General features: G+C 68.1%; 20 protein-coding genes and 1 other RNA gene. 13 read left to right on the forward strand and 8 right to left on the reverse strand.

Annotated features, from left to right (window positions below; translation table 11 throughout):
* Nucleotides 1–141: 141 nt before the first annotated feature.
* Nucleotides 142–540, reverse strand: a complete 399-nt coding sequence (locus tag BDK89_RS21815; RefSeq protein WP_166657565.1) for a M67 family metallopeptidase — start codon at nucleotides 538–540, stop codon at nucleotides 142–144.
* Nucleotides 541–621: 81 nt separating this feature from the next.
* On the opposite strand from BDK89_RS21815, the gene smpB reads away from it, so the two are divergent.
* The 4 genes from smpB to BDK89_RS13135 all read left to right on the forward strand — a co-directional run bounded on the left by smpB (nucleotide 622) and on the right by BDK89_RS13135 (nucleotide 4,232).
* Complete coding sequence (gene smpB, locus BDK89_RS13120; protein ID WP_133869367.1) at nucleotides 622–1,119, forward strand: SsrA-binding protein SmpB; 498 nt, start codon at nucleotides 622–624, stop codon at nucleotides 1,117–1,119.
* Nucleotides 1,120–1,121: 2 nt separating this feature from the next.
* The gene (locus tag BDK89_RS13125; protein WP_133869368.1) at nucleotides 1,122–1,553 is read left to right on the forward strand and encodes a GNAT family acetyltransferase; all 432 of its coding nucleotides are present in this window, start codon (nucleotides 1,122–1,124) and stop codon (nucleotides 1,551–1,553) included.
* A 120-nt stretch (nucleotides 1,554–1,673) separates the two neighbouring features.
* Nucleotides 1,674–2,702, forward strand: a complete 1,029-nt coding sequence (locus BDK89_RS13130) for a hypothetical protein (protein ID WP_133869369.1) — start codon at nucleotides 1,674–1,676, stop codon at nucleotides 2,700–2,702.
* A gap of 102 nt (nucleotides 2,703–2,804) precedes the next feature.
* The gene (locus BDK89_RS13135) at nucleotides 2,805–4,232 is read left to right on the forward strand and encodes an NAD-dependent succinate-semialdehyde dehydrogenase (RefSeq protein WP_133869370.1); all 1,428 of its coding nucleotides are present in this window, start codon (nucleotides 2,805–2,807) and stop codon (nucleotides 4,230–4,232) included.
* 209 nt (nucleotides 4,233–4,441) lie between these two features.
* On the opposite strand, the gene BDK89_RS13140 is transcribed toward BDK89_RS13135, so the two are convergent.
* Nucleotides 4,442–5,272 carry an IS5 family transposase gene (locus tag BDK89_RS13140; RefSeq protein ID WP_133869371.1) on the reverse strand — a complete coding sequence of 277 codons (831 nt, stop codon included), beginning with the start codon at nucleotides 5,270–5,272 and terminating at the stop codon, nucleotides 4,442–4,444.
* Nucleotides 5,273–5,427: 155 nt separating this feature from the next.
* A complete protein-coding gene (locus tag BDK89_RS13145; protein WP_133869372.1) occupies nucleotides 5,428–6,303 on the reverse strand; it encodes a DUF559 domain-containing protein in 876 nt (291 codons plus the stop codon).
* A gap of 277 nt (nucleotides 6,304–6,580) precedes the next feature.
* Between BDK89_RS13145 and BDK89_RS13150 the strand changes: the two genes are divergently transcribed.
* The gene (locus tag BDK89_RS13150) at nucleotides 6,581–7,411 is read left to right on the forward strand and encodes a fumarylacetoacetate hydrolase family protein (protein WP_133869373.1); all 831 of its coding nucleotides are present in this window, start codon (nucleotides 6,581–6,583) and stop codon (nucleotides 7,409–7,411) included.
* Between the two features lie 72 nt (nucleotides 7,412–7,483).
* Here the strand turns inward: BDK89_RS13150 and BDK89_RS13155 are convergent, their stop codons facing one another.
* Both BDK89_RS13155 and BDK89_RS13160 read right to left on the reverse strand, forming a co-directional pair.
* On the reverse strand, nucleotides 7,484–7,873 hold the full coding sequence (locus BDK89_RS13155; protein WP_133869374.1) for a VOC family protein: 390 nt from the start codon (nucleotides 7,871–7,873) through the stop codon (nucleotides 7,484–7,486).
* A gap of 6 nt (nucleotides 7,874–7,879) precedes the next feature.
* Nucleotides 7,880–8,473, reverse strand: a complete 594-nt coding sequence (locus BDK89_RS13160) for a GNAT family N-acetyltransferase (RefSeq protein ID WP_133869375.1) — start codon at nucleotides 8,471–8,473, stop codon at nucleotides 7,880–7,882.
* A gap of 122 nt (nucleotides 8,474–8,595) precedes the next feature.
* On the opposite strand from BDK89_RS13160, the gene BDK89_RS13165 reads away from it, so the two are divergent.
* From BDK89_RS13165 to BDK89_RS13180, 4 genes are all read left to right on the forward strand, one after another.
* A complete protein-coding gene (locus BDK89_RS13165; RefSeq protein ID WP_166657566.1) occupies nucleotides 8,596–9,822 on the forward strand; it encodes an MFS transporter in 1,227 nt (408 codons plus the stop codon).
* Between the two features lie 54 nt (nucleotides 9,823–9,876).
* The gene (locus BDK89_RS13170; protein WP_133869377.1) at nucleotides 9,877–10,203 is read left to right on the forward strand and encodes a hypothetical protein; all 327 of its coding nucleotides are present in this window, start codon (nucleotides 9,877–9,879) and stop codon (nucleotides 10,201–10,203) included.
* Nucleotides 10,196–11,530, forward strand: a complete 1,335-nt coding sequence (locus BDK89_RS13175; RefSeq protein ID WP_133869378.1) for a hypothetical protein — start codon at nucleotides 10,196–10,198, stop codon at nucleotides 11,528–11,530. Before BDK89_RS13170 ends, BDK89_RS13175 begins: the two co-directional genes overlap by 8 nt.
* Before the next feature lie 89 nt (nucleotides 11,531–11,619).
* Nucleotides 11,620–12,669 (forward strand): hypothetical protein, encoded by a 1,050-nt coding sequence (locus BDK89_RS13180; protein ID WP_133869379.1) that lies wholly within the window; start codon nucleotides 11,620–11,622, stop codon nucleotides 12,667–12,669.
* A gap of 63 nt (nucleotides 12,670–12,732) precedes the next feature.
* On the opposite strand, the gene BDK89_RS13185 is transcribed toward BDK89_RS13180, so the two are convergent.
* Nucleotides 12,733–12,912 (reverse strand): antitoxin, encoded by a 180-nt coding sequence (locus tag BDK89_RS13185; RefSeq protein WP_133869380.1) that lies wholly within the window; start codon nucleotides 12,910–12,912, stop codon nucleotides 12,733–12,735.
* A gap of 244 nt (nucleotides 12,913–13,156) precedes the next feature.
* On the opposite strand from BDK89_RS13185, the gene BDK89_RS13190 reads away from it, so the two are divergent.
* The 3 genes from BDK89_RS13190 to BDK89_RS13200 all read left to right on the forward strand — a co-directional run bounded on the left by BDK89_RS13190 (nucleotide 13,157) and on the right by BDK89_RS13200 (nucleotide 17,608).
* Nucleotides 13,157–13,933, forward strand: a complete 777-nt coding sequence (locus BDK89_RS13190; RefSeq protein ID WP_133869381.1) for a hypothetical protein — start codon at nucleotides 13,157–13,159, stop codon at nucleotides 13,931–13,933.
* A 172-nt stretch (nucleotides 13,934–14,105) separates the two neighbouring features.
* The gene (locus tag BDK89_RS13195) at nucleotides 14,106–16,331 is read left to right on the forward strand and encodes a glycoside hydrolase domain-containing protein (protein WP_133869382.1); all 2,226 of its coding nucleotides are present in this window, start codon (nucleotides 14,106–14,108) and stop codon (nucleotides 16,329–16,331) included.
* Nucleotides 16,328–17,608, forward strand: a complete 1,281-nt coding sequence (locus BDK89_RS13200; RefSeq protein ID WP_133869383.1) for a glycosyltransferase — start codon at nucleotides 16,328–16,330, stop codon at nucleotides 17,606–17,608. The genes BDK89_RS13195 and BDK89_RS13200 overlap by 4 nt, the downstream gene beginning before the upstream one ends.
* A 15-nt stretch (nucleotides 17,609–17,623) precedes the next feature.
* Here the strand turns inward: BDK89_RS13200 and BDK89_RS13205 are convergent, their stop codons facing one another.
* Both BDK89_RS13205 and BDK89_RS13210 read right to left on the reverse strand, forming a co-directional pair.
* A complete protein-coding gene (locus tag BDK89_RS13205; RefSeq protein ID WP_208294071.1) occupies nucleotides 17,624–18,892 on the reverse strand; it encodes a flavin-dependent oxidoreductase in 1,269 nt (422 codons plus the stop codon).
* Between the two features lies 1 nt (nucleotide 18,893).
* On the reverse strand, nucleotides 18,894–19,343 hold the full coding sequence (locus BDK89_RS13210; RefSeq protein ID WP_133869384.1) for a DUF3237 domain-containing protein: 450 nt from the start codon (nucleotides 19,341–19,343) through the stop codon (nucleotides 18,894–18,896).
* Between the two features lie 128 nt (nucleotides 19,344–19,471).
* Between BDK89_RS13210 and ssrA the strand changes: the two genes are divergently transcribed.
* Nucleotides 19,472–19,850, forward strand: a transfer-messenger RNA (tmRNA) gene (gene ssrA, locus BDK89_RS13215).
* Nucleotides 19,851–20,175 lie beyond the last annotated feature (325 nt).

The raw sequence follows: 20,175 nt of genomic DNA on the forward strand, positions 1-20,175 counted from the left end.
CGAGTGGTCATGTCGGTCATGGTTGCTGCAACACCTGCTGAATCCAGATCATTCCGATCAATCCGACCGGATTGGTCAGGATTCTACCCCCGGACCGTTGTCCGGACCACGTCGGGATCTTCCGAGACGTCGGTGTCGCGGTCAGGCGAGCTCGATCGGCTCTTCTTCGATCGTGCCGTCGACGATGCGGTAACTGCGCAGTTCGGGGGCCTCGCGCTTGAGGCTCACGATCACGTAGTGCCAGCCGGGATCGACCGCCTGCGCCACGTCGGTCGGGCTCGGATAGGGCTCCGAGTGGGTGTGGCTGTGCACCACGCCGTTGATCTCCCAGCCCTGGTCGTCGGCATCGTCCTCCGCCCGCATGAAGTCGAGCGGTGCGATCGTGTACACCTTCGCCGACCGGGCGTCGTTGTGGCACGGGTAGAAGCGAGCGGCGTCGTCACCCTGCGGGCCGGCGATCAGGCCGCACATCTCGAGCGGGTACTCGCGGTACGCGAGTGCACAGATGTCGTCGAAGGCCGTTCGGTCGAGTCGCAGCACGCGTCGAACCCTAACGGCGAGCGGCCCTCCGGCGAACCGGTCCAGGGTCCTGGCTCGACGGTCGGTAGCCTCGGACGGGCCATGGCGAAGAAGAAGGCGAAGAAGGGCGCACCCGAGGGCACGAAGCTGATCGCTTCGAACAAGGCCGCGCGCCGCAACTACGCCATCGACGACACCCTCGAGGCCGGCATCGTCCTGCTCGGCAGCGAGGTCAAGTCGATGCGGGAGGCGCAGGTCCAGCTCGCCGACGCCTACGCCCGGATCCGCGACGGCGAGGCGTGGCTCGAAGGTGTGCACGTGGCGCCCTACACCTTCGCCATCGGGTTCGGTGCCCACGACCCCGACCGATCGCGCAAACTGCTCCTCCACAAAGACGAGATCCGCCGCCTCAAGGCACGCGTCGATCAGGAGCGGGTGTCGATCGTGCCGACCAGCCTCTACTTCCGCGACGGCAAGGTGAAGGTCGAGCTCGGTGTCGGCAAGGGCCGAGCGAAGGCCGACAAGCGGCAGGCGATCGTCGAACGCGACACCAAGCGCGAGATGGAACGCGAGATGCGCCGCTACGCCAAGGGCGGCTGACGATGGATGTCGACATCCGCCGGTTCGAACCGGGCGACCGGGCCGCGGTCGTCGAACTCTGGGGCAGGGCCGAACTCACACGGCCGTGGAACGACCCCGAACTCGACATCAATCGCAAGATCGCCGTCGACCCCGAAGGCTTCCTCGTCGCCGAACTCGCCGGTCGGGTCGTCGGCACCGTGATGGCCGGGTACGACGGTCACCGGGGCTGGCTCAACTACCTCGCCGTCGACCCCGACACGCAGGGGCACGGACTCGGTGGTCGTCTGGTGCGCGAAGCCGAACACGTGCTCGCCCGGCGCGGCTGCCCGAAGATCAACCTGCAGATCCGCACCTCGAACGAGGCCGCGGTCGAGTTCTACCGATCGATCGGCTACGAGCTCGACGACGTCGTGTCGATGGGGCGCCGACTCGTCGACGACGACCAAGGCTGACGGGCTGACCAGGGCAGATCGAGGGCCCGATCGAGGGCCGTGCAGCCGGATCCGAATCGGCAACGAATCCTCAAGACGGCGGCCGTTCGTGCCGATGACAGGAACGACCCGAGGATTCCAGTGAACGACCACGTCATCTCCCCCAGCCGCCGCCCCATCGTCATCGCAGACAGCCAGCTCAGTACCGGCCAGGCATCGACATCGGTTCGATCCGACGACGCCGAAGCGCTGCTGCGCGACTATCTCCGCCTGATCCGGAAGGTGCGCAACCAGCAGCGCGCCCGCAACATCGCGTTGCGACGGGTCGACATCGAAACGCTCGCCCACCATCTCGACTGGACCGACGACGCCGTGCTCGCGCGGCTCGCCGATCTGATGGGCGCGACGCGCCGTCAGCGCGCGACCATGCTCGCCGTGTTGTCGACCGGTGCTGCACTGATCACCGTCGCAAGCCCGATGTCGGCTGCCGCCACGGGCGGCACGACATCGCTCGACCAGACCGAACCGCCGGTGGTCATCGAAGCCGACGAGATCACGAACGTCGGTGCAGGCGTCGGTCGCCCGCTCGGGCGAGTCGGCGACGACACCACCGAGGTCCCTCGTCGGGCACCGGTGCTCGACCTGCAGGCCGACCTCGCCTCGTTCTCCCACACCTCCGCAGCGCACACGTTCGATCCCCCGGCTGCAGCCGACGTGGTCGAGCAGCCGGCTCCGACGCCCGAACCGACCGCAGAGACGCCCGCAGCGAGCGATCCCGGCACCGACCCCGACGGCAACACCGTCGCCGTCGGCCAGGCACCCATCCCCCCGGCACCCACCGACGATGTCGTCCCGACCGGCACCGATCCCGACGGCAACACCGTCGCCGTCGGCCAGGCGCCCGTCCCCCCGGCACCTGCCCCGGTGCAGCCCGCACGGGTCGACATCACCGAGGCCGCGGTCGAGACGCCCGAGGTCGAGGCAGCCGAGACCGCAGCACCGGAGCCCGAGGTGGCGACCGGCACCGACGCCGACGGCAACACCGTGGCAGTCGGCCAGGCACCGGTTCCCCCGGCACCCACCGACGATGCCGTCCCGACCGGCACCGATGCCGAGGGCAACACCGTCGCCGTCGGCCAGCCCCCGGTCCCCCCAGCACCCGACGCCTGACCGCCTCCTCCGCTCGTCTCTGCACAGGCGGATCCTCCCGACACCCGCTGTCCGTTCGGCTCGGCTCGGACGCCGTTGCGTGCCGAGCAGTACCGTGGCCGCATGTTCATCGACGGCCAGTGGACCGACTCCCGCTCGGGCGGCACGTTCGAGGTCACCGACCCTGCCACGGGTGAGGTGATCGGCGAGGTGCCCGACGGCGGCGCCGACGACGCCCGCGATGCCATCGCCGCTGCCGATGCCGCGTTCCGCGCGTGGTCGTCCACGACGGCGACCGCTCGCGCCGACCTGCTGTACGCCGCCTGGCGCCGCATGACGGAGCGATCCGACGAACTCGCCGAGCTGATGACCCGTGAGCAGGGCAAGCCGCTCAAGGCAAGCAAGGCCGAGGTGAAGTACGCCGCCGACTTCCTGCGGTTCTACGCCGAGGAGGCCACGCGTGTGACCGGCGAGTGGCTGCCGTCGTCCCGGCCGGATCAGCGCTTCCTCGTCCTGCGCCAGCCCGTGGGGGTGGTGGCGATGGTGACGCCGTGGAACTACCCGATCTCGATGCTGACCCGGAAGATGGCGCCGGCCCTCGCCGCCGGCTGCACCCTCGTACTGAAGCCGGCGGAGGCGACACCGTTGTGTGCTCGCGCCGTGTTCGAAATTTTCGAGGAGGTCGACACACCGGCCGGCGTCGTCAACCTGGTGACCGCCCTCGACCCGAAGCCGATCGGCGACGTGTTCACGACCGACGACCGTGTCCGGAAGCTGACCTTCACGGGGTCGACAGCCGTCGGCCGGCACCTGGCCGGGGTCGCAGCCGGCAACCTCAAGCGCGTCTCGGTCGAGCTGGGCGGCCACGCGCCGTTCATCGTGTTCCCCGACGCCGATCCGGTGCGTGCGGCGAAGGGCGCCGCTGCACTGAAGTTCCTCAACGCAGGTCAGGCCTGCATCAGCCCGAACCGGTTGTACGTCTCCGCCGAGCACGAGGACGCGTTCGTGTCGACGCTGGTCGAGCGCGTGTCGCGCGTGAAGGCGGGCAACGGGTTCGACGACGGCGTGGGCGTCGGGCCGCTGGTGAACGAGGCGGCGGTGGCCAAGGTCGCCGACCAGGTGTCCGACGCGGTCGGCAAGGGTGCCTCTGCGCTGGTGGGTGGCGACCGGTTGCGTGAGGCGCCCTTCGACCGGGGTCACTTCTACGCCCCGACGCTGCTGTCGGGCGTGGCCGACGGGATGAAGATCTATCGGGAGGAGACGTTCGGGCCGGTCGCCCCCGTCATCCGGTACGACGACGTCGATCACGTGCTCGACCTGGCGAACGACACGAACTTCGGCCTCGCCGCCTACGTGTACACGACGTCGCTGTCGACGGCGATCCGTGCGTTCGAAGGCTTGCGGTTCGGGATCGTGGGCGTCAACGACGTCAACCCCACGTCGGCGTCGGCCCCGTTCGGCGGCATGAAAGACTCCGGCATCGGCCGCGAAGGCAGCCACGACGGCATCGCCGAGTACCTCGAAACCAAAACCGGCGGCTTCGCCCTCTGACCCCCGCCCGGACACCCGGCCACCCGGACACCCAGGCGATTAAATCCACCAGGCGTCCACCCGTGGACACCCAGGCGATTAAATCGACCAGGCGTCCCGAACACTTTCCGGGCGCGCGGACCACCCGGACACCCAGGCGATTAAATCCACCAGGCGTCCACCCGCGGACACCCGGGCGATTTAGGGCTTGAGCGGATAGGCGTTGGCGGTCAGCGGCAGTAGCGGTCTCGGTAGGTGAGGAGTTTGCCGACGATCAGCACGGTGACGGCGAGGCAGATCGCGGCGTGTCGGTGGCAGATCTTGCGGTCGGTGTTGCGGCGTAGCTGTCCGTAGTTCGACAGCCAACTGTTGGCGGCTTCGACGATCCATCGCAGCCCGAGCGTGATCGATTTCGGTCGCTGGTCACCGGGTTGGCGGCGTCGTTGGATGATGTGGTCGGGCAGTCCAGCGTCGATGAGTTGTCGACGGATCTTGGGTTGGTCGTAACCGCGGTCGAGGTGCATGGTCTCGATCTCGGCGGTCCAGCCGTCGGCTGCGATCGCGTCGAGGGTGGTTTCGAGCAGGCGGACGTCGTGGCGGTTGGCGCCGTCGATCGACCAGCCCAACGGGATGCCGTGGCGGTCGACGCCGATCGACCACTTCCAGCCGAGTTTGCCCCGGTCGACAGGACTCTTGCCGGTGCCTTCGCCGCCGTAGGGGGCTTTGTGGACTGATCCGTCGATGGCGACTTCGGTGAGATCCAGGCCGATGATGCGGTCGAACGCTCGGGTGGCTTCGTCGCGGAGTTGGTCGAACACGCCGGCGGCGATCCACTCGTCACGGCGAGATCTGAGCGTGGTATCCGACACGCGGTACTCGAGGATTGCTTCGATGTCGACCCAGGATGATCCGGTCGTGAGTCGGATCAGGATCCCCCAGAAGCAGAGCCGGTCCGGGACGCGTGGCCGGTGGCATCCGAGGGGGTGTGGCGGTGGTTCGGGCAGGAGCGGTTCGATGGTCGCGTAGACGGCGTCCACCACTTCTCGTTCGAGCGCGCGCATGATGTTCGGTGACCTCCCCGGTTGGGTGTGTTGGGCTGCACTCGGTATGAAAACCGAGCCAACCCACCAACCGGTGGATGGTCACCACACACCGCCTATCCGCGCGGGTCCTTAATCGACCAGGCGTCCGGGACCGGGCGGACGGACGGGCGGGTTCAGGATGCGGCCCGGAGGTCGGCAATTCGTCGGTCGAGCAGGCGGACGAGTTCGTCGACCGTTGCGACGAACCGGCGGTCGACGTCCTCATCGGTGATTCGCACGATGGTCCACCCGAGTGCAGTGAGGAGCCGGTCGCGACGCTTGTCACCCTGAACATCGAGCCGGCCGCCATGGAACCGCGTGTGATCGACCTCGATGCCGATCCGACACTCCCGCTGCGCGAGGTCGAGTCTCACGGTCGAGCCGTCCTCGACCTCGACCTCGACCTGCCGTTCCAGGGCATGGCCGACTCTCGCCAAGGCCTTCCACACGCGCAGTTCGAGTTCCGACCCGACCGGCTTGAGCCACTCCGGTCGAGCGTCGAGCAATCGGGCGACCTCTTGCGATCCCGGACGACCCGGACGGCAGAAACGACGTGCGATCTGTCGTGCCGACGACACGGTGATGATCCGTCGGTCGAGCATCTGCTCGAACACGGACTCCAGCTCGGCCTCGTCGATGAACCGGGCGAGATCACACAGCAGCCGGGCCGGGGCGAGGAGACGAAACCCCAGCTTCTCGACGCTGTCGCCGGACCGGAGTAGATCGGTGCGATGCGCATGGACCCCGCGCAACTTGATCGCCCGAAGCGCCAAGATATGGACGTCGTCTGTCCGCACGGATCGCAGGTTCCAGAAGCGGGCAGCCGTCGGGCCCGCCAACACCGCATCGGGGGCGGCGAGGAGCGCCGCCTTGGACCGCTGCTCGAACGTCTCGGCGTGGGAACCGATGCGGTAGACGCCCTTGTGGACACGAACGAGCAGTCCGCAAGCGAGCGCGTCGGTGCGGGCTCGACCCGCATAGTCGGCACGACGGAGGTCGGTCGCGGTCACCAGACCGTGTTGTCGGCGAGCACCGTCGAGTACGGCCCGTGGAAGTGGACGCATGAGTATCTCCCAATACCTCGTGGAGCGTGGGAGAGTCGGCCATGCCGAAGGTATCGGATGTGCCCGAACCCTGCACCGGGCACAACTCCCCACCCATCCCGCTCGGACACCCAGGCGATTAAATCGACCAGGCGTCCACCCGTGGATACCCAGGCGATTAAATCGACCAGGCGTCCGGGGCGGGAAGTGTGGTGGGGCGGGGTCGAGCGGGCAGACTGCGGGGATGCGGCTTGCGACGATTCGGACCGGGAACGGACACGCCTGTGTGCGGGTCGACGACGACCAGGCGGTCGAGATCGGACACGCCGACGTCGGAGCGCTCCTGGCCGACCCCGACTGGCGGTCGGTCGCCTCGTCGGCCGACGGCGCCCGGCACGACGTCGACACGCTCGACTATGCGACGCTGATCCCGAATCCGGAGAAGGTGATCTGCGTCGGCCTCAACTATCTCGACCACATCGCCGAGACCGGACGAGAGCGACCCTCGCACCCGACCCTGTTCCCCAAGTTCGCCCGCTCGCTCACCGGCGCCTACGACGACGTCCCGCTCCCCCGAGACGACGAATCGACGTCGGCCGATTGGGAAGCCGAGCTCGGCGTCGTGATCGGGTCGCCGGTGCGACGTGCGAGCGCCGACGAGGCAGCCGCGGCGATCGCCGGATGGACGGTCGTCAACGACCTGAGCATCCGCGACTACCAGCGCCACACCACACAGTTCATGCCGGGCAAGGCGTGGGAAGGCTCCACGCCGGTCGGCCCCCACCTGCTCGTCGCCGAGCCGGGCACCACCGCCGACACACCATCGTTCCCGATCTCGTGCATCGTCGACGGTGTGGTGATGCAACAGTCGAACACGCGAGAGCTGTGCTTCGGCCCCATCGACCTGATCGAGTACGCCTCGACGTTCGTCACCTTGGTTCCCGGCGATCTCCTCGTGACCGGGACGCCGGGCGGCGTCGGCATGGCCCGTGACCCACAGGTGTTTCTCCGCCGTGGGCAGACCTTGACGACCGTGATCGACGGCGTCGGCGAGTGCCGCAACCGTCTGGTCTGAAACCCGGAGCGGTCGACGACGACCGAATCCCTCGGAGCCCGTCGACCGTCGGGCCACGAGCGCGGGGACGGCTCACTCCCCGGCCGGCATGTCGGGCCACAGGAACAGGCAGAACGGGTGCCCTTCGGGGTCGAGCATCACCCGCACGTCGTCCTGCGGCTGCACGTCGGCGGGACTCGCCCCACACTCCTGCGCATGGGCCACGGCCGATTCGAGGTCGTCGACGGCGATCTCGAGATGCGCCGTCATCGACGGTTGACCGGCACGGGACGGCCAAGCGGGCGCCGAGTAGTGGTCATCGTGGTGGAAGCCGAGGCGGTGCCCACCGGCAGGGTCGCCGATCGTCACCCACCCGGGTTCGTCGCTCCCCCGCTCCCACCCGAGCAGCCGTTCGTAGAACGCAGCGAGCGCACGGGCATCCCGGGTACTCAGCGTCGTCGTCGTGAAACGGAAACGGGCCATGACAGGTCAGCGTGGCGGACGGAGCATGCCCCACATGTGCGGGCCGAACGTGTCGTGTGTCGCCAGGTCCCACTCGCTGCGGACCTCGAAGCCGTGCCGTCGGTAGTACGCGACGTTCTCCTCCGACTCGGTCTCGAGATAGCACGCAAGTCCGGCCTCGTCGGCGATCGAGAAGACCTCGCCCATCAGCGCCGCGCCCAACCCGCGTCGCTGCCAGTCGGGATGAGTCGCCAGCATGTTGAGGTACCAGTGAGGTTCAGGCGGCGTGTGCTCCGCCAGCGCGGCGCCGACCGCCTTGAACCGTTCGATACGCCACTCGGGATGGTCGTACTCGACGATGCCGTCGTCGGGACCCAACTCGACGGTCGGCCGGCCCGGCGGCACCCATCCGGCCATGGCGGCGACGTCGTCGGTGCACCACAACGAGTCGGTGGCGTGCCAACGACGGGCGATGTTGCCGAAGACGGCCAACCACGCCGACTCGTACTCGTCGTCGTCGGGGATCAACCAGCGCATCACCGGGTCGGCGGCGAACGCTCGACTGGTGGTGCGCGCCACCTGGACGATGTCGCCCGCTCGTGCCTTCCGGATCTGGACCACGCCGACCACGGTACGAGAACCGGCGGGTGCGGGCCGAGCGCGAGTCGTACCGGCCGCGTCCGGCGCCGGACGAGTGCGGCTCCACTTCGTCGCACCGGGACATCACAGAGCACGATGCGGCTGTGGGAGAAACGACCGAGGTCGTACCGAAACCGGCAGTCGGCGACCTGCTCCGGCTGCCGCCGTTCCGGGCGCTGCTCGTCGCCAACATCTTGTCGGCGACGGTGTTCGGGACGAGCCGTTTCGTGTTCGTCTGGCTCGTCGGCGAACTGACCGACTGGAACCCGGCGACGGCGATCCTCGGGATCGTGATCGGCCTCCCTCCGCTGTTCCTCAGTGCGTGGGCCGGTTCGCTCGCCGACTACCTGGCGCCGAAGCGACTCGGTGCGATCCTGTTCGTCATCAGTGCCGTCATGTTCACGGTCACCGCGCTCCTCGTCCAGACCGACACGATGACCGTGGCGCTCACGATGGTGACGGGACTGGTCGCGATCGCCGCGCCGTCGATGCTGATGCCGCTGATGCAGGCGCTCGTGCCGACCGTGTCACCGAAGGAACAGTTGATGCAGGCCGTGGCGCTGCAGAACCTGAGCATGATGATCTCGACGATCGGCGGCATCTTCCTCGGTGGCGCCGTCATGCAGGGCTTCGGCACGGCGGCCGGCTTCTGGCTCTTGGTCGTCGCCAGCGTGCTCGGACTCGCCGTCGTGTCGAGGGCGCCGCTGCCGGACCGGCTGATCGGGGCCGCCGCCACCCGCGGGTCGGTGTTCGACGGCATCCGCATCGCGCTGGGCACCGAGCCGCTCCGGTCGCTGTTGGCGATCACCGGCGTGCTGGGGGTCGCGATCGCGACGTCGTCGCTGCTGCTCCCGGAGTTCGCCCGCGACGTGCTCGGCAAGGACTCGCTCGCCGCGAGCGCGCTGAACGTGGCGATGAGCATCGGCATGATGATCACCTCCATGGTCTTGGCCAACCGCTGGACGCCGAGCCGCCCTGGCTTGGTCCTCGCGTTCTTCACCTCGGTCCCGCTCGGCGGTGGTCTCGTGGCGATCGGTCTGTCGCGCGAATACGCCATCACGATGCTATGTGGCTTCGTCTGGGGACTCAGTGGCGGCATCGCGATGACGGTGCTCCGCACGCTGACACAGCAGCACACCCCGTCGGAACTGATGGGGCGCGTGATGGGCCTCGTCGCAATGGCCCAGAACGGGGCGTTCCCGATCACGGCGCTCGTGCTGTTCGGGCTGGTCGCTGCGACCAGCGTGTCGACGGCGATGGTCGTCATCGGACTGCTGTGTTGCGCTCTGGTCGGGCTCGTGGTGGCCCGGCCGACCGTTCGCTCGCTCTGACGCCGGGGAGTCTTCCCCATGTCGTCCGAGACGTCGGTCGTCGACACTGGCGGCATGCCCACCGCTTCGGAGTATCGGCACATTGCGACGGTGCTCGACGACGCCCGCCATCAACTCGACACGCTCGCCGCACAGTTGCGCTCCCTGGCCGATGGGCTCGTGTTGTCCGGCCCGCAGCGCACGGCGATCGACGCCACGACCGGCGTCTCGCTCGCGAACATCCGGGCGGCGACCGTCGACCTCGAACAGCAAGCCGTCGAGGCCCGGCACCGGGCGACGATCTGCGATGCGTACACGGCGGCGTACGGTCGCTTCCTGCGGTCCGACGAGGTCGACGCCAGCCCGCCACAGCGTCCCGCTCCGTGGGTGCGCTATGGGTGACGCCCTGACGCTCGACACCGCCCAGGTCGGGCTGACGGCGTCGCGACTCGACGATCTCGCCGAGCGGGCACGCGATCAGGCGGCCTCGATCGAGACGGCGCTCGTCACTGCCGAACTGTCGAGGTCGTCGGTCGCGATCGTGCGCGAGCTCGGCGACGAACTTGTTGCGCTCGCCAGGTTCCTCACGGCGACCGTCGAACAGGCCGAGCTCGCCGACCGCTTCGGCTCGTCGATCAGCAGCGAAGGGTGGTTCGCCGCGATGCGCGCCGATTGGGTCGATGCGGAACGGAGCCTGTGGGCGGGCTTGAACGACGACGTCGGCGCAACGGGTCTCGAAGCCGGAGAGTTCTCGCTCGCTCGGTCGATCGTCGCGCTCGACCGTTCGATCTGGATGCAGACCGCGATCCCGCCCGGCTGTCGGTCGTTCGGACCCGACGCCTACTACACCGGCGGCGGTGCCGTCCGCGGGCCCGACGGGAGGCTCTACCCGATCGTGATCCCGCACGTCGACCGAGGCGACGAGCACTACACGATCGACGCCGACATCCCCGACGGCATCCCGACCGCCGCATCGCTCGACGGGCAGGATCCGGGATGGGTCGTCGTGTCGTACCGGACAGGGGTCGAGCAGGTCCACGCCGAGATCTCGGGGGTCTGGCAGACGCTGCTGTCACTCGCGTTCGCCACTGGGCTGCGAGCTCCGGCCACCGTCGACGACGACCACCTCGAGGCGATCGAGATCCGACTCGGAGGTCGGCCGACCTTCGTCGGGTCGACGTCGGCGACCGGAAGCGGCGGCGTCGACGTGACGACCGGGCAGGGTATCCAGCCGCACACCGGGCCCGTCGTCGACGGTCGCATCGGTGGCCGCAACGCCGACGGCAGCCCACGCACGAAGCCGCTCCCGACCCCGCCGGCCTCACCGGGCACCGTCGCCCACGCCAACCGACACGTGAACGCTGCGTCACTCGTCATCAACGGGTTGCAGGGCGTCCAGGTCGCGCTGTCGGTCAACGACGCGAATCATCGCGCCTACGAAGTCATCCTCGAAGAACACGCCGACGGACGACTGCGGGCACGGGTCCAGACCTTCCACCTCGAACCGCGCCGAGACACGGTGCTCGTCGCCGGGTGGCACCTCTTCGTCGACGACGACGGCGCGCTCCGGCAGAGCCCGGTCAAGTACCAGACGCCGCCCGACGACGACGCAGCCGACGATGGGAACGATGACGGTGAGCCCGACGGCGACGACGACCCGGTCGCCGTCAACGGACTCGACCACGACTACACACCGAAGGTCCCCAACCCGGCCTTCGACACCGATTGACCCGAGCCCCGTACCGACTCCGGACAGCCTTACCGAGTCGTCCGGTCATCCGGATGGTGGTCGTGCCGGATCATCGTCACGCTGGACCGATGAACATGGTGCGGACACGATGGGCGGCGATCGGCGCAGTGATCGCCATCACGTTGGGAGCGGGCGGCGTCGGGCTGGTCGAGGCAACGAAGGGAACCGGCGATCGGACGGTGTTCACGAGCGTCGCCTCGTGCCGGTTGGTCGACACCCGGCCGGCCAACGGCATCGGCGGACGCGTCACACCACTCGGCCCGACCGACACGCACACGGTCTCGGCTCGCGGCACCAGCGGCGAGTGCTCCGACATCCCGGTCGACGTCCGAGCGGTGGCGCTCAACATCACCGCACTCGGTGCCAGCGAGCCGACCCACCTCACCGTGTGGCCCGGCGGCGACGTGCCCAACGCGTCGAGCCTGAACCCGTCGCCGGGTCAGCCGCCGGTGCCGAACGCGGTGACGACCCCGTTGTCGGTCGACGGCACGTTCGACGTGTTCAACTTCGCCGGCACGGTCCACGTCGTCATCGACCTCGTGGGCTATCACCAGGACCACCACCACGACGACCGCTACCACACCAAGACGGAGGTGGACGGCCTGCTCGCCGACAAGGTCGACGCCGGCGACGTCTATGCGCGCAGCGATGTCGACCAACGCCTGGCAGCGAAGGCAGACACCGACTCGGTGTGGACCAAGGGACAAGCCGACGGACGGTACGCGAACCGGCAGGTCGTCGAACGGACCCTGCCGTACGCGATCCGCAGCTCGTCGTTCGGTGGGTCGCAACTGTCGACCAACGACCGGACGGTGTTGTCGTTGTCGTACGAACTCCCGCAGGGTGGCCAGCTCGTCGTCGGCTACAGCGGCATCGTCTATGGCAATCCGGGCGATCGGGCCAACTGTTCGGTCGGCACCTCCACCAGTTTCTCGTGGGCGAGCGGCACCAGTGAGATCGACTTCGGTGACGGCGTCGGCACGGCGACGATCTCCGGCACGCGCGTCATCGACTTCTTCAGTGCGTCACAGGGAGCCGTCCGTCTCGTGTGCAAGAACTCCGATGCGACCGCCTCGATCGGCAACATCGAACTCAACGCCCTCGTGCTGCCGAACTGACACCGGGACGCGACGAGGGCACGGTCCGTGCGGACCGTGCCCTCGAGTCGTCGGTGGACGGCGTCAGCCGTCGCCGAGCTTGTCGACCGCGTCCTTCGCCGCGTCGGCAGCCTGATCGATCTTGTCGGAGCCGACCTTGTCGCCGAGCTTGTCGTCGGCGACGTCGGCAGCCTTGTCGATGCCGTCGGTGATCTTGTCGTCGTGCTTGCCGACGAGATCCTTGGCCTTGTCGAACAGTCCCATGGTGTTTCCTCCTGTGGTCGTGGATGGACCCGGACAGCCTAGAACGTCTCGGGACCCGAGCCGGGCGTGCCGAGGGGTGACGCCATGACCAGGGGAAACACCAATTGTCCGGTCGATAGCAATACCCCCGGAGCCGGGACCTAGGGCCCTAATCGATTGCCGGCGCAAACGTCAGCATGAGTACCGAGAACTTCGTGAAACACCTCACGAATCACTGCACAACAACTCGAAAGGAGTTGGGACAATGTTCAAGAAGCCACTCGGACTCCTCGGAGTCTTCTTGATCGTGGTCGGCCTCGGATTCTTCGTCGGAGGCGGCTATGCGTACAGCCAAGTGCAAGGCGGCTACGGCTCACTGCAGGCCTTCAGCGAGGCCCAGAACGTCGAGCTCAGCTACAACGAAGACGGTCAGCTGACCGACCGGGGCACCACCGAAGGTGCCGAGGCGATCATGCAACTGCTCGAGGACGACTGGAACTTCCCCGTCGTCGAGAGTGACCTCGACCCCAACGACCCGCTGGTGAACACCGCCACTGAGTACATGTACCAGATGGCGACGATCGGCTACCACGTGCTCCACGGTGAGCAGATGGTGACCCTCACCGCCGACGACATCGCCGCCGGCATCGAGAGCGGAGCGCTCGACCCCGATGGCACCTACAACGGCGTCGTCGAGGCCTACCAGGGTGAGGTCCTCGAGGCAGGCACCTACACGGTGCCCGTCGACGGCCGCTACTGGACCGGCTTCGCCCGGACCGACATCCTCGACGGCCCCGCCCGTGAGGGTGCCTGGAGCGGCACCGCACACGGCCTCTTCGGTGAGCTCGGCGTCGGCGCTGCGACCCACGCCACGCTGCAGATCGGCCTCGGCATCTCGATCCTGCTGGCCGGCCTCGGGTTCGTCTTCCTGGTGATGGGCGGTGCCTTCGTCTGGCAGGCCCGCCGCAAGGAGATCCCCGACACGGTCCCCGAAGCGTTCCTCACCGAGCAGGTCCCGATGAAGGACAAGCAGACGGTCTGACGAACCAGATCAGCACCACGATCTGATCGGCCACCCACACCTCGCCGGTCGGTCAGAAACAGGAAGAGCCCGGAGCTTCGGCCCCGGGCTCTTCCGCGTCCGCACACCGTCTTCACCGAGTGGAAACACATCGGACGGCATCCGTTGTTGCTCGTTTCCTACCGTCGACGACGTGTTCGATCGTGTCGATCCGTTCATCGGGACCGATGCCATCGACCTGTCCCCGCCCGAGGGCATCGCCGCCACGTGGTGGTTCCCGAAACCCCAGGTCGGCAACACCCACCCCGGAGCGTGCCATCCGTTCGGCATGGTGTCCGCGTGCGCCTATTCAGGCGCCTACCCGACCGGCTACGGCGTGTACGACCTCGGCACCGAAGGACTCCCCACTCGGCGGTTCGACCATCTCCAGGCCTCGGGCTTCACCCACTTCCAGCAATCGGGCACCGGCGCGATCCGCAAGTACTACAACTACGTCCGGGTCACCCCGATGCTCGGCCCGCTCGACGAACTCGGCACCAGCTGGCGGATCACCGACGAGGTCGCCGAGCCCGGCTACTACGCGTGCACCCTCGAGTCGGGCATCCGCTGCGAGATCACCGTCGGCCCGAAGTCGGCGGTGCATCGGTACACGTTCCCGAGCGCGACCGACGCTCGCGTCGTCGTCGACCTCTCGCAGGGCGGTCTGGCGATCGACCACGGCGCGACCGTGCCGCTGCGAGCACACATGCAGACCCACGGCCACGCCGAGGCGGCCGGCCAGATCACGGTCGAGGGCGCGCCCCTCTCGTTCCATCTCGCGTGCGACTCACCCGGGTGGCGACAGAGCCTCTGGTACGACCGCCGGCTCATGGAGGGCAGCACTCGACTCGAGTTCGACGACATCCGCCCCACGACGCTCCGCCCGTTCGGCCTGCTGTGGCGCGGACCGGTCGAGGCGGGCGGCTCGGTCGAGCTGCGAATCGGCTTCTCGCTGCGGGGCACCGAGCGTGCCGCGAGCAACCTCTCGACCGACATCGCGACCCGACAGGAGGCATTCGACACCCGCCGGACGGCGACGAAACGTGCGTGGCGAGAGCATCTCGGGACGATCGCCGTCGAGACCGACGACGCCGACCGGGAGACGGTCTTCGCCTCGGCGCTGTACCACTCGCTGATCAAGCCGTGCTTCGCGCCGGGCGAGAGCCCGTTCTGGCCGGCCGACGGGCCGTTCGTGTTCGACCTCTGCACGATGTGGGACATCTACCGGACGCAGCTGCCGCTGATCTCGACCCTGTTCCCGCAGCGTTCGGTCGAACTCGCCAATGCACTCCTCCACATCTGCGAGGAGGAAGGCAACCTCCCGATCGGCTATCGGATGGCACGGGGCGCCGACCGCTTCGCCCGACAGGGCAGCGCGCTGGCCCACACCTTCTTCGCCGATCTGTGTGCCCTCGAGGTACCCGGCATCGACTGGGACTGGGCGCTGTCGTGCATGCACAGCGATCTCCGACGCGGCTACGCCGAGGACTATCTGGAGCGCGGTGTGGCTCACCCGATCACGCACACGCTCGACGTGGCATTCGCCTACCACTGCACCGCCGTCGTCTCGCGTCAGGTCGGCGACGAGGCGCTGGCCGGCCAGCTCGAGGCCCTGGCCGACGGCTGGACCGCTGCCTTCGACCAAGCGTCGGGGCTGCTCGTCGACTCGTCGTTCTACGAGGGCGGCAAGTGGAACTACTCGTTCCGGATCCTCCACGACATGGCGACGAGGATCGGCTTCGCCGGCGGCGACCGGCGCTTCGTCGCGCTGCTCGACGAGTTCTTCGGGTACCACGCCGATCCGGTCAAGCAGCCGGGCGAACGACCGGCCAAGGACGAGATGGACCGCGGCTACGCGCTCAACCGGTTCGAGGGCATGAACAACGAGCCCGACATGGAAGCGCCGTGGGCCTATCACTACGCCGGGCGACCCGATCGGACGACCGAAGTGGTGCGGGCGGCGATCGACCAGCAGTTCGGGCCGGGTCGTGGCGGGCTCGCCGGCAACGACGACTCCGGCGGTCTGTCGTCGTGGTACGTCTGGGCGTCGCTCGGCCTGTTTCCGGTGGCCGGGCAGAACTTGTTCCTCGTGAACGCCCCCTCGTTCGCACACGCCACCGTCGATGTCGGCGGGACACCGCTGACGATCGAGGCACCCGGGTTCGTCGAACCCGAGCGCGGCCGACCGTGCCAGTACGTCCAGGAGGTGCGACTCGACGGTGAGCCCGTCGACCGCTCCTGGCTCGGCGCCCACGAACTCCGAGGTGGCCGACGCCTCGACATCGTTCTCGGCGATCGCCCCTCCACCTGGGCGACGTCGACCCGCCCCCCATCCGCATCGACCAGCGATTCGCTCGCACGAACACCAGGAGCCCCATGAACACACCGAATCGACGCCTCGTCATCGTCGTCCGCGCCGACCCTGTGATCTGCGGTCACTCGGGCGAGGCACGCAACCTGGCCGAAGTCGCTCTCACACGCGGGTTCGACGACGTCCGGATCGTCACCTGGCCGATCGATGTCCTGCGCGCTGCGCACCTGCCGCTCAAGCCGCTCGACGCGGTGATGCCGTACTCGGACGGCATCACCGTCGAACGGCCGACGGGTGTCGGTGACTACAAGGTGCCCGACGGCCGTTACCTCGCCGGGCTCACCGGCCGCCTCGTCGAGCTGTTCACCGACGGGGTTCCCACCGTTGCGATGTCGCTGTACCTCACGCCACACGCGACCGTCGTCGCCGACGCCCGGCGGGTCGCCGCTGCGACGGGTCTCCCCCAACACGTCACGACCATCGCCGAGGCCGTCGGCTCCGACATCACGAACGTGGTGCGGTCGTGCGTGGAGTCGGAGAAGTTCGGCGCCGCCGCCCACCTGTTCTCGACCTACCTCAGCAACGAGACGTGCGTCGCCGTGAGCGAGTACACGAAGGAGATCATCATCCACGCTGCGGCCGAGATCGACGATCAACACGGCACGCAGTTCGCCCCTCAGTGTGCGGAGCGGATCGGCATCTCGTATCCGGCCATCGACGCGTGCCAGTACACGAACCTCGACGACGGCGCCATCGCGAGGGCACTCGCCGCTCGCGGGCTCGAACGCGATCGGTACGTCCTGTTCCTCTCTCGCCTGTCGAAGGCCAAAGGCGTCGACGACCTGATCTCCGGCTTCGCCCGGAGTCACAGCCGGAACCACACCAAGCTGGTCATCGCCGGCAACGGCCCCGAGGCGGTTGCGCTGCGGGCACACGCCACCTCGTCGCTCGCCGCCGACCAGATCGTGTTCCTCGACGACGTCGACGACACCGAGAAGCCGCTCCTGATGGCCGGTTCGGCAGCGTTCGCGCTCCCGAGCAAACCCCGACCCGAGTTCGTCGAGACGTTCGGGATCGCCCTGGTCGAGAAGATGCTCGCCGGCGGCGGTCCGGTGATCACCTGCCAGACCGGCGGCATCCCGGAAGCCGTCGGGTCGAACGCCCTGATGGTCCCGCACAGCTCACCCCAGAAGCTGGCCGAGGCGATCGACCTGGCGATCGGCGGGATGAGCGCCGCCGAGCTGCGCACGCGCGAAGCCGCGGCTCGCACCTACGCCATGCGGTTCGACCGCAACAACGTGTTCGACAACCTGTTCACCGGGCTCACCGACACGCTCGCCGCCTGAGCGCCGCCGACTCGGTCAGTCGTCGACTCGGTCGGCGATCGACGTGCCGTCGGAGAGCGCCTCGAGCGCGAATCCGGCGGTGCGGCGGTACCCGTCGGTGACCGCCAGGATCTCGTCGCGGGTGATGACGTCGCCGATGTCGTCGAAGCCGTCGGGCGCACGCTCCTCGACGAGTTGCATCGGCGCCTCCGGGCCGAGGCCGCGGTTCGCGAGCACGATCTGGGCCGTTGCGGGACGTCGGATCTCCTCGTAGCGCTCCAGCGCCCGATCGATGTCGCCGGGGTGGGAGCGGAGACAACCGGTGAGCACTCGGGCGTCGAGGATCGCCTGCGATGCTCCGTTCGATCCGATCGGATACATCGGATGTGCGGCGTCGCCGAGCAGTGTGGTCCGACCGAACGTCCACCGGTCGACCGGATCCCGATCGACCATCGGGAACCGGAAGGTTCCCGGCGCCGAGCGGATGAGGGCCGGCACGTCGAGCCAATCGAACCGCCACGACTCGAAGCGGTCGATGAAGTCGTCGAGTCGGCCGGGCTGGTTCCAGTCCTCGCGCTCGGCCAGCACGACCGAATCGGTCCGGAACTCGGCGATGAAGTTGAACAGTTGACGACCACCGTCGAGGTCGAGCACTGGGTAGCCGACGAACTTCTGATCGGGGTGACCGGCCCACACCATCGTGCGCCCGTCGAGAACCGGCTCGGTCTCGGCGAGGCCGCGCCAGAGCAACGCTCCGTTCCACTCGGGCATGCCCTCGTGGGGGTAACGCTGCGCCCTGGCGGCGGAGTGGATGCCGTCCGCACCGATCACGAGCGGCGACGACACCTGCGCCGCTCCTCGGTCGGTCTCGAACGTCGCGATCGCTCGGTCGCCATCGGAACGCACGCCCGTCAACCGGTGGCCGAGGCGGATGCGGTCGTGACCGAGTTGCTCGACACACGCAGCGCTCAGGATGCGGTGGAGCGTGCCTCGATGGACCGACAGTTGTGGCCACCGGTATCCGGCGGCTCTGCCGCGCTGCTCCTCCCAGATCGGCTGTCCCCGCTTCGTGAAGTACGCCAGCGCGGTCGGTGCGACCGATTCGGCTTCCAGGTCGGCGAGCAGACCGAGTGCGTCGAGTTCGCGCACCGCGTGGGGCAGCAGGTTGATGCCGACGCCCAAGGCCCTGAGCTCCGGCACTGCTTCGTGGACGACGACGTCGTGGCCGTCCTGGTGGAGACTCAACGCGGTGACCAGCCCGCCGATGCCGCCGCCGACCACGAGGATCGCGTCGGTGTGCTCCACGTCAGAGCACCTCGTGGACGTGGATGGCAACACCGCCCGGCGCCCGCTCACCGCGGGCGACGCCGAGCACACGGTTGAGTCGGTCGAGTCGTTCGGAGTCGGTCGACAGCCGGATGTGCGTCCGGAAGTAGTACTCGTCGGGGTCGACCTGCTCCCCCGCGGCGAGGCGGGCCAAGACCTCGGGCGGTGCCGCCCGGACCCCTTCGGAGACCACTTCGATCGACTCGCCCCGGTCGGTGCGGAGTGCATAGTGCGCGCGGATCTCAAGCGTGCCGTCGGGTGCGACCAGCTGCCAGTCGACCCCGCCGGGCAGCAACGTGCCGCGGAGGTCGGCCCCCTCGAACGTTCCCTCGTCGAACGTGATGAGTCGACGCTCACCGAAGGGAAACCGGCCGAACGACTCGACCGGGTTCACGGCGATCCGAATCGTCATGAGGTGGCGCAACTCCATCGGACGAGTGTGGCACCTCACCCGCGCCCGTCGACGACCGAAGACCGCCGAACAGCGTGCCGACGGCCGAACCGAACGTGGGAGCGGCGTTCACCGCTCGTACACTGAGCCGCTGACATATCGTTCACGGGGCTGACTGGTTTCGACATCAGAACTGTTGGGCGGGTTTGCGACCCGAGTTGCTCAGACTCGCTAAACGGGGCAACCCAAAGAATTGCCGATGAGCAGTTCACTCTCGCCGCCTGATTTCCAGGTGAGTGAAGAGTCATCGTGAGCAGAAATGCCGCACGGGGCCAATCCATCACAGCCCGGCAACAGAAGTGAGGGATGACGGCGGGAAAGACCGCTGACGGCGAGAAAGACCGCTGACTCCCGGGAAAGCTCGGGCGCTGATCGCAAGGTCGGCTGACCCGCCAGTGCGCCGGCGTTAGGTGCAATGCGGGAATGGTCGTATCGGGTCCGTTCACGGACTGGTGGACGGGGGTTCGATTCCCCCCAGCTCCACAATGGGGCATTCGTAGAATTACGGGTGCCCGGTTCGTAGAATTCGGCGGTGTCCGGCAACGCCCGGCGCCGCCCGCTACGAGTCACCGCGCTGCTGGCCGCAGGTGGCCTTCCATGTCCAGACGCTCGTCGCAACGCACCTCGACCCCTCGCCACGACGGTGTGTCCTTCAAAGCCGGCGACGTCGCCGACCCTTCGCAACCTTGTGCGCTCAACTCGATCTGCAAACGAGGAAGAGGGTTTGGCGCCGGGACGGTCGAGGCGGTCGTCGCTGACGGCGTCGTTGATGCCGAGTGGGGATGCCGAGTGGGGATGCGAAACGCCAGGC

It is taken from the genome of Ilumatobacter fluminis (assembly GCF_004364865.1).
Classification (GTDB): domain Bacteria; phylum Actinomycetota; class Acidimicrobiia; order Acidimicrobiales; family Ilumatobacteraceae; genus Ilumatobacter; species Ilumatobacter fluminis.